A 13,138-nucleotide genomic window follows, 5' to 3' on the forward strand; every position below is an offset into this window, starting at 1 on the left:
AGTGACAAAAACAAACGGTTTAATCGTCGCCATAACCTAAACTACGCAGTGCGCGTTCATCGTCAGCCCAGCCAGATTTAACTTTGACCCAAACTTCAAGAAACACTTTATTATCAAACAAGGTTTCCATGTCTAAACGTGCCTGGGTGGCAATGGTGCGAATTCGTTCACCTTTATTACCAATCACCATGCGTTTTTGACCATCACGTTCAACTAAAATAAGCGCATTAATCTGGTAAACACCGTTTTCCATCATCTTAAATTGCTCAATTTCGACGGTACAATCATATGGCAATTCATCACCTAAAAAGCGCATTAGCTTTTCACGTACAATTTCAGATGCCATGAAACGCTGTGATCGATCTGTCACATAATCTTCAGGGAAGTAAAATGGCGCTGTAGGTAATGAAACCTGTGCCAGTTCCAATATACGTTGAACATTGGTGCCTTTATTGGCAGAGATTGGCAATATATCATCAAAATCAAACTTCTTACCTAACTCTTCTAAATAAGGAAATAACGATTCCTTATCTTTAATGTTATCCACTTTATTGATAGCCAGAACAATTTTACGACCATCATTGTGATGCTTAATTTTTTGCAGCACCATTTCATCATCAGCAGTCCATATCATGGCATCAACAACGAATATAACCATGCATACATCCGCTAATGAACTTGCTGCGGCACGGTTCATTAAACGATTAATAGCACGCTTTTCTTCAATATGCAGACCTGGCGTATCGATAAAGACTATTTGTTTTGGGCCATCGCTGTGGATCCCCATAATACGATGACGGGTCGTTTGGGGTTTTTTAGACGTAATGCTGACCTTTTGGCCTAGCAATTTGTTCAACAGAGTCGACTTGCCCACATTAGGGCGACCAACAATGGCAACCATGCCGCAGTAAGTCACATCATATTGAGCAGTGGCTTGTGGTGCTGCAAGGTTCATCCTTGACAATAATTCATTTAAGCTTGGCTCTGGTGCAACCTCAGCTTGTTGACTTGGCAAGTCGGTTTTTTTGGTCATTTATTCAGTAACTCCAACACCTGAGCAGCCGCTAGCTGTTCAGCTTTTCTTCTTGAACTTGCCACGCCAGTAACGACATTAGCTAAGTCTGTAATACGACATTCAACCGTAAAGGTTTGATCGTGGGCTTCACCTTCTACTTTGACAACTTGGTAGTCAGGTAAAGGCTTTTTAAAACCTTGAAGATGTTCTTGTAAAATCGTTTTAGGATCTTTTTGATTGATACCTGGCTTAATATTGACTAAGCGCTGTTTATACCAGTTCAGTAATAAACTGCGGCATGCATCTATGTTTGCATCAAGATACACCGCACCAATAATGGCTTCAACGGCATCAGCCAGAATAGACTCTCGACGAAAACCGCCACTTTTAAGTTCCCCAGGCCCTAGAAACAAATAATCACCGAGCTTAAATTCTTGCGCAATAATGGTTAAAGTATCACCTTTTACCAGGGTGGCGCGCATGCGACTTAAATCGCCTTCAGTCGCTTTTGGAAACTGGTGATATAAGGCATCAGATATAATAATCGATAAAATCGAATCACCTAAAAACTCTAAGCGTTCATTATGCTTATTCGCTGCGCTGCGATGGGTTAACGCTTGAGTTAATAAGTTAATATCGTTAAATTCATAACCTATAGTACGGCACAATCTAGGCAGGTTTTTAATCGGTTCCATTACTTTATTCCGCCTGTGCGCTCAAAACGGACACCACTGGGTACCCATGTTGGTAACAATCCACTAGCGTCACGGTCAAATTCAAAACTGATCCAAATTGCCACGGCTTTACCGACTAGATTTTCTTCAGGGACAAAACCCCAAAAGCGACTGTCGGTACTGTTATCACGGTTATCACCCATAGCAAAATATTGCCCTTCTGGCACAATAAACTCACCTATTTGAGTACCTGACTGCTGATAAAAATGTTGTCTGAAATCAGGACGAGAAGGATTAACTAAAATGTCGTGTTCAAGCCCATCTGTCGTTTCTTTGTAACGGATTAATGGAACACCTTCATGGGTAAACTCGCCACGATTAACTTCCACATGTGCAATACTGACAGGATCAGGACAAACGTTATCGCTGCTACATTTGGGCTGAATAGTTAATTGCTTATTAGTGTAAGTCACTTTATCGCCAGGTAAGCCCACCACACGTTTAATATAGTCAATTTTTGGGTTTTCAGGATATTTGAACACAAATACATCACCACGCTCAGGCTCACCAGTTTCAATCAGCTTAGTGCGCCATACAGGGTCGCGTAATCCATAGCTGAACTTTTCAACTAAAATAAAATCCCCCACCAGCAATGTTGGCATCATAGAGCCCGATGGGATTTGAAAGGGTTCGTAGATAAATGAGCGCAGGATCATCACAAACGCAATAACAGGAAAAATTGAATGCGCTGTTTCAACCACCACAGGCTCACGAATAATTTTATCAATTGCTTCTTCACTAAGCTGTTGTGAACCAGACTGGGCTAAGGCGAGCTTTTCTTTGCGTTTAGGCGCAAAAAATAGCACATCAATCAGCCAAATCAGACCACTGATAAGGGTGACTAGCACGAGAATGGTAGAAAAATAAGCTGCCATTATTGGTAGAACTCCTAAAATAAGTCTTACACTTTGAACGTCATTATCAACACAAACAGTGTAAGCCATTATTAACGGCTAAATACTGAAATCATTTTGCAGATAAATTAGATTTATTATAACGATAACGCCGCTTAATGCGGCGTTATCTTTGAAGCTTTTGGGTTAATTATGATTAATCATTTAACTTCAATACTGCTAAAAATGCCTCTTGTGGCACCTCAACATTACCCACTTGCTTCATACGTTTTTTACCTTCTTTCTGCTTGTTTAGTAGCTTCTTCTTACGCGATACGTCACCACCGTAACACTTAGCGGTAACGTCTTTACGTAAGGCTTTAATGGTTGAACGCGCAACAATTTGGCTACCTATAGCGGCTTGAATGGCAATATCAAACATCTGTCTTGGAATAAGCTCTTTCATCTTTTCAACCAATGCAAGGCCACGATGACGAATGTTTGTGCGGTGAATAATCATCGCTAATGCATCAACACGATCGCCATTGATTAAAATATCAAGACGGACCATGTCAGCAGGGTCAAAACGAATAAAGTTATATTCAAGTGATGCATAACCACGGCTAGTAGACTTCAAGCGGTCAAAGAAATCCATTACCACTTCTGCCATTGGCAAATGATAAGTCACAGCAACTTGATTACCGTGATAGACCATATTGGTTTGCATACCGCGCTTATCAATACATAAGGTAATAACGTTACCTAAGTATTCTTTTGGCACTAAAATATTAGCTTCAACAATCGGTTCACGGATTTCGGTCACATTATTAAGTGGTGGCAGATCCGATGGATTATCTACATAGATAACTTCACCGCTGGTCATTTCAACTTCATACACTACGGTTGGCGCTGTGGTGATCAAGTCAAGATTGTATTCACGTTCTAAACGCTCTTGAACAATCTCCATGTGCAACAAACCAAGATAACCAATACGGAAACCAAACCCAAGTGCACCAGAGGTTTCTGGTTCAAAAAACAGTGATGCATCGTTTAACGATAGCTTATTTAATGCTTCACGGAAGTTTTCATATTCATCTGTCGAAATAGGGAAAACACCGGCATAAACCTGTGGTTTTACTTTCTTGAATCCAGGTAATGGCAATTCAGCGCCATGCTTAGCATGTGTTAGCGTATCCCCTACCGGTGCGCCATGAATCTCTTTAATACCAGAGATAACATAGCCTACTTCACCAGCTTTCAATTCTGCAGTATCTTTCTCTTTCGGCGTAAAAATACCCACGCGATCGGCGTTGTAATTTATGCCTGTAGACATAACCTTAAACTTATCGCCTTTCTTTAATACACCGTGTTTAATGCGTACTAATGACACAACACCTAAGTAAGCATCGAACCAAGAATCAATAATAAGAGCCTGTAAAGGTCCATCGATATTACCTTGCGGTGGTGGAATTTTGGCAATAATCTCTTCAAGTACATCTTGAATACCTACACCGGTTTTTGCTGAACAGCGCACAGCATCCATGGCATCAATACCAACGATATCTTCGATTTCTGCCGCCACTCTATCTGGCTCAGCTTGTGGTAAATCAATTTTGTTCAATACAGGTACAACGTCTAGATTCATCTCTAAGGCGGTGTAACAGTTTGCTAATGTTTGCGCTTCAACACCTTGGCCGGCATCAACCACTAATAGCGCACCTTCACAAGCGGCAAGCGATCGAGATACTTCGTATGAAAAGTCAACGTGACCAGGGGTATCAATAAAGTTTAACTGATAAGTATTACCGTCTTTGGCTGTATAGTCCAAGGTAACGCTTTGGGCTTTAATGGTAATGCCACGCTCACGTTCAATGTCCATTGAATCAAGAACCTGAGCAGCCATTTCGCGGTCACTTAAGCCGCCACAAACCTGGATAAGACGATCAGATAAGGTGGATTTGCCATGGTCGATATGGGCAATAATTGAAAAGTTTCTAATGTGTTTCATTATGAGGCAATGACTACTACTAAAAAAGGTGAAAAATATGGTGTCAAATTGTACCTGATTAGGGTAGTAATACCAATCAGATTAATCATTGATGTTTAAATGAAGGTAGAAATAGCGCTAATTGATATGACGCTGCAAGCATAAACCATCAAACTTGACGGAATAAACCCACTTGCTGGCCTAAATTACTGATAATCACAGGTTGAGCATCGGTTTCAATTCTATGGGCAAAATATTTACCGACTCGCCAACTTAATGCGCTACCAATTAATGCCATCAACATGGCACTGATATTGGTATCAAGTGCCAGACCTAGTCCTAATAGATGACCAAAAGTGGCAAAGGTAAATAGTCCCAACAAAGGGAGAAGATACACTAGTGCTGCCGCTTTAATAATTACACTTTCTGGTAAGCCAAGTTTGAGCATATCGCCTTGTTGATAGGACTTATCACTGGCAATAGCAAAACGTTGAGTTTTAACAGAAAAGGCTTTAGCTACCGCAGATGTGCCACAGTTTTCACTGCTACTACAATGATTACATGCGCTTTTTAATTCAACCTCAACCATAACCCAACCAGGTTGATATTCAACCACACGTGCGAGTTCCTCCATTAAGCCACTAGACTCTAGCTGGCCATTTTGAGGTGTTTTAGATTGAAACTTAGAAGCGTCTGACATAGTCATTAATATCTATTTAATAAGGTTTAATCGCTTATTTTAGCGCTAAACTTCTGGCAATGCGCTCTAAAGTTGCACTGGGCACTTTTCCGATTGCGACTACTTCAGCATTGCCCACTTTTTCAACCACCATAGATAACCCATTGCGGGTGACGAGTTCATCTGGCATTGGCCCTTCTGTCGCACGTGCAACATAAACTGAGATATTAGCCAAGCCATCAGAAAGTGAAATATATTCTACAGGCTCATGAATACCGATAAGGCGGTGATTATCACTTACCACCATATTGAAGCCTTCGGGTAACCAGGTAAACTGCCAATCCTGCGCATCTTTACGATCGCCTTGGTTAATCACTTCTGGCCATTCATGTTTACTGGCCTCGACGAGAATGCTTGGAGACTCAATAAATTCAACAAGCTCAATAACCATAGTCTGTTCAAGCAATTGTTTATCTAGATTTAATGTGTCATATCGCAACGGTAAATATGTTTCCATATCAACCCAAATCTGTGCGTCATAACGATGTTCATCCTTAGAAATAAATCGGATCATTTGTCCTGCTCGACCTGCTATGCGGCTTCGACCTCCCAAAACAAACTGATATCCCTGTTCTAACTTTGTGATATTACCAGAAAGTGCAGCAGGCCAGACTCCCTGTATAAGGTTAGAAGTAACGCTATAGGGCGGTTGGTCATGTTCTAAAAAGGTCACTTTGTTGCCGACTTTAACGGCATTTTTGGGCGGGCCATTTAGATACTCTACGTAAGAAATATGCTGTTCACCGACAAGACCTTGAACAAAAACTAAAGGACGTACGTGATCGGCTTGAACTTGAATGATAGAGGCTTTGAATTGTTTCTCGCTAAGAGCTTGACTCATATTAGTCAGCCATTCTTTAGCAGACAACTCTTCAGCATGGCTAAGGGGAGAAAGTATTAACAGTGCTAGCAGGATAATGCGCAAGCTAACTCCTAAAAGGTAAAACAGCAATGGCCAATTAAACCATTGCTGTAGGAAGAATAAAAGTTATTGGTTTACATCAGCAGTGTTAGCTTTTTGCGCTTCAACACTCGGATTTAAACGTTGTTGTAGCATGTGATCTTGAATGTAGGCGTTAACTCTTCGACGCTGCTCAAGCACTTGCTCATTACTGTAACCTTGTTGGTTAGCCACTGGACCGGTTTGCAAACTTACCGGTGACATGGTTCCCACTAAAGGACGAGTATTAAATACAGGTAGCGGTGATTCTGGATCTTGGTTATAAGATTGCACACCAACAATTGCCACAAGCGCTACACTGGCTGCTATTGCATACTGGCCAAACTGTTTGAATAACGAAACCACGTTTGAAGGTTTATTTGCCGTTACCACTGCACCTTGTTCAGACTGACTCGCCTTAGGCGCCATTATTGTAGGCTCTAGTGCGATAGCCGCTGCAATGCTTGCTGTAATATCTAAGTCAATGGCCGCAGGTAATTCACCGCGCATCGTATCACCAATCATGTGATAACGTTGCCATTCTTGATGAGATTCAACATCAGATGCTAGTTGGGCCAATGTTTTATCATCAACTTCACCGTCTACCGCTGCAGATACCCATTCTTGACTTGATTTAACCATTTGTCACCTATCTTAATAAATAGAGGTTGTTACTTTTCCAGTAGAGGCTGGAGCTGTTTATCGATTGCTTCACGGGCGCGAAATATTCGCGATCTTACTGTGCCGACCGGGCAATCCATGATATTAGCTATATCTTCGTAACTCATACCATCAAGTTCACGTAACGATATCGCCATCTTTAATTCTTCAGGCAATGTGTCGAGGGTATCAAAGATCACTTTACTCATTTGATCTTTCATTAATAACCGCTCTGGCGAAGCAAATTCTTTTAAAGCATCACTGCCTTCATAGTATTCAGCTTCTTCAATATCAACATCACTTCCAGGGGCTTTACGACCTTGTGATGTGAGATGATTTTTTGCCGTATTAACTGCAATTCGGTACAACCAAGTATAAAAAGCACTATCACCACGAAAATTTGCAAGTGCACGATAAGCTTTAATAAAAGCCTCTTGTGTTACATCCTGCACATCCGCTTGATTTCGAACATATCGTCCGATCAGGCTCATCACTTTGTTCTGGTATTTCATTACCAACAGGTTAAAAGCGTTTTTATCGCCTTGCTGTACACGCTCAACTAATTGTTGATCACTATATTGTCCACTCATCCGAGCCGACTACTCCTAAATCTGTATAACTGATATTCAGTCGCTCGAATCCTGTTCATATAAGTAGACAGAGCATTTTGATAAAAGTTCGATAAAATATAAAAAAAATTCATTTTGCTGGCTCTATGCCACATAAATACTAAATAAACGCGTCTAGCATGCACAAAATATCGGCTTAATGTACCCAAGTATGGTGTTTTGATTTACCATTACTGAACCATTTCTCGACCCATGATACCCGATGACACAAGCAGTTGAATACCAATCTGACATTTTGGTTATAGGTAGCGGTGCTGCAGGGCTTACTTTAGCATTGCATTTAGCAGAAAAATCGTCAGTTATTTTACTTTCTAAAGGTCCTTTAGCCGAAGGCTCAACCTTGTATGCACAAGGTGGAATTGCGTCGGTTTTTGATGAAGATGACACCATTGAATCTCACGTTAGCGATACCCTAATTGCTGGTGCCGGATTATGTGATGAAGCGGTGGTAAAATTTACCGCTGAAAATGCTAAAGCTTCAATGCAATGGTTAATAGATTGCGGCGTTGCTTTTGATAAAGAAGAAACGTTAGGCAATCAAAAAGATGCCCCCTATCATTTAACTCGTGAAGGTGGGCATAGCCATCGTCGTATCTTACATGCTGCAGATGCAACAGGCAAAGCAGTGCAAACCACATTACAAGAACGCGCCTTAAACCACCCTAACATTAGAGTATTAGAACGGTATAATGCGATCGATTTAATTACGTCTCGCAAGCTAAATCGTCCAGGAAACAGAGTGTTAGGCGCTTATGTGTGGAACCGAGATAGAGAACACGTCGAAACTATCACAGCCAAGTTTGTTGCACTTGCCACCGGTGGTAGTTCAAAAGTATATCAATACACTTCTAATCCTGATATTGCCAGTGGCGATGGTATTGCCATGGCCTGGCGTGCAGGTTGCCGTGTCGCCAATATGGAGTTTAATCAATTCCATCCAACGTGTTTATACCATGCTGAAGCTAAGAACTTTTTGCTCACAGAAGCACTGCGTGGTGAAGGCGCTTACTTAAGGCGTCCAGATGGTAGTCGTTTTATGCCTGAATTTGATGAACGAGCAGAATTGGCGCCAAGGGATATTGTTGCTCGCGCCATCGATTATGAAATGAAACGCTTGGGCTCAGATTGTGTCTATTTAGATATTAGCCATAAGCCAGCTGATTTTATTATCAAGCATTTTCCAACCATCTATCAACGTTGTTTAGAATTAGGTATCGATATTACCAAAACCGCAATTCCGGCTGTACCGGCGGCACATTATACTTGTGGTGGCGTAATGACAGACTTGCATGGACAAACAGATTTAAACGGCTTATATGCAGTCGGGGAAGTTGCATATACAGGACTTCATGGTGCTAATCGTCTTGCGAGTAACTCACTACTTGAATGCCTAGTGTTTGCCCGTGCAGCATCGCAAGATATTGAAAGCCAATTGCAAAAAATTAAAATGCCAGAAAATGTACCGGTGTGGGATGAAAGTAAAGTCAGTAACTCTGATGAAGAAGTCGTCATTGCACACAACTGGCATGAATTAAGGCTTTTTATGTGGGATTATGTCGGCATTGTCAGAACCGATAAACGCTTAGAGCGAGCAATGCGTCGTTGTATGATGTTACAACAAGAAATTCAAGAATATTATTCAAACTTTCGTGTTAGTAATAACTTACTGGAGCTACGTAACCTTGTGCAAGTTGCAGAGCTGATTATTCGTTGCGCTATGGAACGTAAAGAAAGTCGCGGGCTTCACTATAATCTTGATTACCCTGAGTTGCTTGATAATCCTCAACCGACTATTTTGCAGCCAAATTGATAGATTAAATGCTTAACTACTCGCTGTGGATGACTAAACCCGTATAGCAAGCCGTTAAACGGCTTGCTATACGTGGCTACTTTGATTGACAAGGCGACACAAGGTTCTGTATTGAGAGTCATCTAGCATGTCTGCCCAAACACAGCATATTTGACGCGACTCGTCTTCAAACTCTAGATAAAGTAAGCAAAATAACGGGCAAATAAACGCCGCTTTACCAAAAGTAAATGATTGACCATTTACTAAGCGCCCACCTAATTCCCCATCAATTATTATCTGACACTGCCATTTTCTTAATACCAATAGCTGCCAAGCAAAAACCACAGGCACAAGCAGTATCAATATATAGAAAAAGCTATTAAATAAAATTGAGTCCATTTGTGGCCAGGCAATAAAGCTTGTCATGACAACAGCAAAAATTATCCAGTAGCATAAGTACTGATTAAACGACGCACTCAACACAAACAAGCTTGTGTGAGTGCTATTTGAGGCTTGTTTACGGTGCTGGACGTCCACGAACTTTTACGACCATGGCTGCAAGCAAAGTATCTGGACATTGCTCATGCCCCATAAACCAGGCAAATAATTCTGGATCCTCGCACTCTAGCAGACGAATAAAAGTTTGCTTATCTTCATCGGACATATCTTGATATTGTGCCTCAACAAACGGCTGAAGCAATACATCAAGCTCTAACATTCCGCGGCGACAAGCCCAGCGGACTCTGGCAATATTCATTAATTCCAACGCAATACTCCTGCGAAAATTTAGGTTAACCTCATTGAGGTTAGTCCACTAATCCTATGCGATTATCAAAATCTTGTACTTGCTGATCCAATCCTAAAAATAAATCGGTAAAATCAGTTTCAAGCAAGCTTTTCACTGCCGGATGTTGGATCATCCGTTCAGCAAACATGACATGATATTCTTCTTTAATATCGGTGGTTTCGCCTAACAAAACCATTCCTTGCGAAAGTATATCATGACGATAAATAGACGGGGCGACAAAAATACCTCGTTTAAAATATCCAAATGCTTTCATCATAGCTGCATCATCAAACTCGCCTAAAATACTGACATTAAGGTTTTTTTCAGCAAACCAGCGATGCAACTGCTGCCCAAGTGATGTTCGGATCCCAGGAATTAGCAACTTTTCCTGCTCTAAACACGCAGGGAATTCAGCATCAATAGGATGCGCACAAAAAAAGCTTACCCCACATTCACCTAATTTTTTAGATAAAATATCAGTGTACTTCAATGCCCCACCAGCACAATCTGACAGTATCATATCTAGCTGATGTTCACGTAATCTAGCGATAAGGCTTTCATGAGTCGACTCATAACACGCAAGATGTATCGAACCATCATGTGGAATAACAGTTAATAGCACCCTGCTCACCAGCGCTTTGGACAAAGCATCAGCAATTCCGACTTCAAATAGTACAGAGGAGTCTTTTTGATAGTTAAGCAAATCAAGCATTTCATTACTTAAATTAAACATTTTATCGGCATAACGATAAACGACTTCACCGAGTTCAGTAGCCTCTAAATTGCGCCCAACTCGCTTAAACAGTGCGCCCTTCAACCTTCCCTCTAGTAAACGCATTTGGCCAGTGATAGTTTGAGGCGCTAAACACAATGCTTCAGCAGCTTTAACAACTGAACCTTTTCGTTTAACCATCCAAAAATAGTAAAGATGATTATAATTAAGATGTTGCATAGAGTCAGCCTTTTAAAAAATACATCTTTTTCAATGAAGGTATAAACACCTTCAACATTACAAACAGTTTAATTTCACTTAATGTGACAGTCACTGAGTCAGTTCCTGTGAAACAAAAATCGCCCACATAAGTGAGCGATTTTCTATATAGGAGCACAGTAAAAGTGAAGTCGTTATTGACTACGACAATCCATCAGTGAATTAATCACAGTTTCAAGATCATCACTGTTGCTAACGTTACCCATAGAAACTTGCTCAGTTAATGCATCAACAATATCTGAACTATCAGGAATATGGCTGACACAGTATTTTGCGTTTGCTTTTTGATAACGTTTGCCAGCACGGTATTTAAGTGCACGCGACTCATAACCCCCGTCAGCATTAACCTTCTTTGCAGGCACATTTTTACGGTACATCAAAGCACCATCTACCACACCTTCAAGATAACTGTTACAGCTTGGACTGTCAGAGTCGGTTAAACAGACATCAAATGAATTAGCAAAAGCTGGGGTGGTAAACACTCCAATAGTGACTGTAAAAGCGATAACGGATAGTAATTTCATTATTTTGCTCCTTTCTTAGGTAACACTTTGTCCAACCAGAAATAGCCGATTAATGCTGCAAGTAAAGATCCGGTTAAAATACCAAGTCTTGCAAAATCACCAAATGCTGCTGGAGAGTTTTCAAAGGCAAGTGAAGCAATAAAGACTGACATAGTAAAACCAACACCACACATTGCAGCAACAGGCGCTATTTGTCCCCAGCCTATCCCTGGTGGCAATTCAGCCCACTTTAGCTTCACGGCTAAATAACTAAACAATAGCACACCAATTGGCTTACCCAATACTAGACCTAAAATAATACCAATCGTTATTGGTTCAGCAAATGAGCCTAACGTCATATTAGCAAGCGATAACCCAGCATTTGCAAAAGCAAATACGGGCAGGATTAGGAATGTGCTCCAAGGATGTAAACCATGTTCTAAATGCTCAGAGGGTGAAGTACCATCTTTAGCCCTTAATGGAATACAGAATGCAATAATTACCCCGGCAAGCGTCGCATGTACTCCCGATTTTAGAACCGCTACCCATAATATAAAACCAAGCAATCCATAAGGCGCTAATGAGGTGACCCCTTTACGATTAAGCGCAATCATTAACACAATTGCGATAGCCGCAATGATCAAGCTCAACATCGACAAGTCTGTACTGTAAAATAATGCAATAATAACGATAACACCAAGGTCATCGATAATCGCCAAAGCCAATAGAAAAACTTTAAGTGAAACAGGTACTCGGCTACCCAATAGGGCCATAATACCTAAAGCGAAAGCAATGTCAGTTGCTGCTGGAATAGCCCAGCCGACTTGAGTAGCAGGATCTGAATAGTTAAACATCAGATAAAATAATGCCGGAAATACCATCCCCCCGATTGCACCAAAAGTGGGTAAAGACGCTTTAGCAACAGTTGATAACGCGCCTTCCAGTAATTCACGTTTAACTTCTAAGCCGATTAACAAAAAGAACAATGCCATCAAGCCATCATTAATCCATAATAATAATGGCTTATTAATATCCAGTGAACCGACACGAACCTGAACGCCTGTATTTAAGAAGCCTTCATAAAAACCCGACAGTGGTGAATTTGCTAAAATCATGGCCAAGGCAACGGAGATCATCAGAATAATCCCCCCTGCTGACTCTTGGCTCAAGAAGTTTTTAAGTGCTCTTTCCATATGTAACTCCTAAAAATCGATGCTTTGAGTCTATACTAAATGAATAACATAAATATAATCGAATGTTTCGAGCTAATACCTCGAAAAAACCGAGTTGGCTTAATAATACATCATAATTTTTATATTAAGCCGCATTAATGGGTCTTAAACACTACAATAGCCTGTTTATTCTTATTAACACCACTAGCTTTATGATTTACTTATTAATAAAGTTCAATCGCTTTATCTTGCCTGAATTACTGTGCATATTTCAACCGTTCCAATTAACTGCATTAAGTTATTTATGCTCAAACAACTCATAGGTATAATCTAAACCTATAGCACATTAAAAAATCAGG

Annotated in this window: 14 protein-coding genes; 1 reads left to right on the forward strand and 13 read right to left on the reverse strand. The window is 40.7% G+C overall.

Annotation, left to right across the window (positions count from 1 at the left end):
* Window positions 1-19: 19 nt before the first annotated feature.
* The 8 genes from era to rpoE all read right to left on the reverse strand — a co-directional run bounded on the left by era (window position 20) and on the right by rpoE (window position 7,498).
* Window positions 20-1,033 (reverse strand): GTPase Era, encoded by a 1,014-nt coding sequence (gene era / locus ACRWQL_RS05295; RefSeq protein ID WP_434952673.1) that lies wholly within the window; start codon window positions 1,031-1,033, stop codon window positions 20-22.
* Window positions 1,030-1,710 carry a ribonuclease III gene (gene rnc / locus ACRWQL_RS05300; RefSeq protein WP_434928568.1) on the reverse strand — a complete coding sequence of 227 codons (681 nt, stop codon included), beginning with the start codon at window positions 1,708-1,710 and terminating at the stop codon, window positions 1,030-1,032. The genes era and rnc overlap by 4 nt, the downstream gene beginning before the upstream one ends.
* Entirely contained in the window at window positions 1,710-2,624 is a 915-nt protein-coding gene (gene lepB / locus ACRWQL_RS05305; RefSeq protein WP_434952674.1) for a signal peptidase I, read from the reverse strand. The genes rnc and lepB overlap by 1 nt, the downstream gene beginning before the upstream one ends.
* A 175-nt stretch (window positions 2,625-2,799) precedes the next feature.
* On the reverse strand, window positions 2,800-4,590 hold the full coding sequence (gene lepA, locus ACRWQL_RS05310) for a translation elongation factor 4 (RefSeq protein WP_434952675.1): 1,791 nt from the start codon (window positions 4,588-4,590) through the stop codon (window positions 2,800-2,802).
* Window positions 4,591-4,738: 148 nt separating this feature from the next.
* Window positions 4,739-5,203 carry a SoxR reducing system RseC family protein gene (locus ACRWQL_RS05315; RefSeq protein WP_434953339.1) on the reverse strand — a complete coding sequence of 155 codons (465 nt, stop codon included), beginning with the start codon at window positions 5,201-5,203 and terminating at the stop codon, window positions 4,739-4,741.
* A 100-nt stretch (window positions 5,204-5,303) separates the two neighbouring features.
* Window positions 5,304-6,233 carry a MucB/RseB C-terminal domain-containing protein gene (locus tag ACRWQL_RS05320; protein WP_434952676.1) on the reverse strand — a complete coding sequence of 310 codons (930 nt, stop codon included), beginning with the start codon at window positions 6,231-6,233 and terminating at the stop codon, window positions 5,304-5,306.
* Between the two features lie 63 nt (window positions 6,234-6,296).
* A complete protein-coding gene (locus ACRWQL_RS05325; RefSeq protein ID WP_434952677.1) occupies window positions 6,297-6,890 on the reverse strand; it encodes a sigma-E factor negative regulatory protein in 594 nt (197 codons plus the stop codon).
* 29 nt (window positions 6,891-6,919) lie between these two features.
* Complete coding sequence (gene rpoE, locus ACRWQL_RS05330; protein WP_434952678.1) at window positions 6,920-7,498, reverse strand: RNA polymerase sigma factor RpoE; 579 nt, start codon at window positions 7,496-7,498, stop codon at window positions 6,920-6,922.
* 241 nt (window positions 7,499-7,739) lie between these two features.
* On the opposite strand from rpoE, the gene nadB reads away from it, so the two are divergent.
* Window positions 7,740-9,347, forward strand: coding sequence for an L-aspartate oxidase (nadB, locus tag ACRWQL_RS05335; RefSeq protein WP_434952679.1), 1,608 nt, complete (start codon window positions 7,740-7,742; stop codon window positions 9,345-9,347).
* Between the two features lie 66 nt (window positions 9,348-9,413).
* Here nadB and ACRWQL_RS05340 read toward each other — a convergent pair whose 3' ends face one another.
* From ACRWQL_RS05340 to nhaA, 5 genes are all read right to left on the reverse strand, one after another.
* Window positions 9,414-9,863 carry a protein YgfX gene (locus ACRWQL_RS05340; protein WP_434952680.1) on the reverse strand — a complete coding sequence of 150 codons (450 nt, stop codon included), beginning with the start codon at window positions 9,861-9,863 and terminating at the stop codon, window positions 9,414-9,416.
* Window positions 9,844-10,092 (reverse strand): succinate dehydrogenase assembly factor 2, encoded by a 249-nt coding sequence (locus ACRWQL_RS05345; protein ID WP_434928561.1) that lies wholly within the window; start codon window positions 10,090-10,092, stop codon window positions 9,844-9,846. The genes ACRWQL_RS05340 and ACRWQL_RS05345 overlap by 20 nt, the downstream gene beginning before the upstream one ends.
* A 40-nt stretch (window positions 10,093-10,132) precedes the next feature.
* Window positions 10,133-11,065 carry a transcriptional activator NhaR gene (nhaR, locus tag ACRWQL_RS05350; RefSeq protein WP_434928560.1) on the reverse strand — a complete coding sequence of 311 codons (933 nt, stop codon included), beginning with the start codon at window positions 11,063-11,065 and terminating at the stop codon, window positions 10,133-10,135.
* Between the two features lie 173 nt (window positions 11,066-11,238).
* The gene (locus ACRWQL_RS05355) at window positions 11,239-11,628 is read right to left on the reverse strand and encodes a hypothetical protein (protein WP_434952681.1); all 390 of its coding nucleotides are present in this window, start codon (window positions 11,626-11,628) and stop codon (window positions 11,239-11,241) included.
* Window positions 11,628-12,800, reverse strand: coding sequence for a Na+/H+ antiporter NhaA (gene nhaA, locus ACRWQL_RS05360; protein ID WP_434952682.1), 1,173 nt, complete (start codon window positions 12,798-12,800; stop codon window positions 11,628-11,630). The genes ACRWQL_RS05355 and nhaA overlap by 1 nt, the downstream gene beginning before the upstream one ends.
* Between the last annotated feature and the right edge of the window lie 338 nt (window positions 12,801-13,138).

The sequence above is a fragment of the Shewanella sp. HL-SH4 genome, assembly GCF_051164845.1.
Lineage (GTDB): Bacteria > Pseudomonadota > Gammaproteobacteria > Enterobacterales > Shewanellaceae > Shewanella > Shewanella glacialimarina.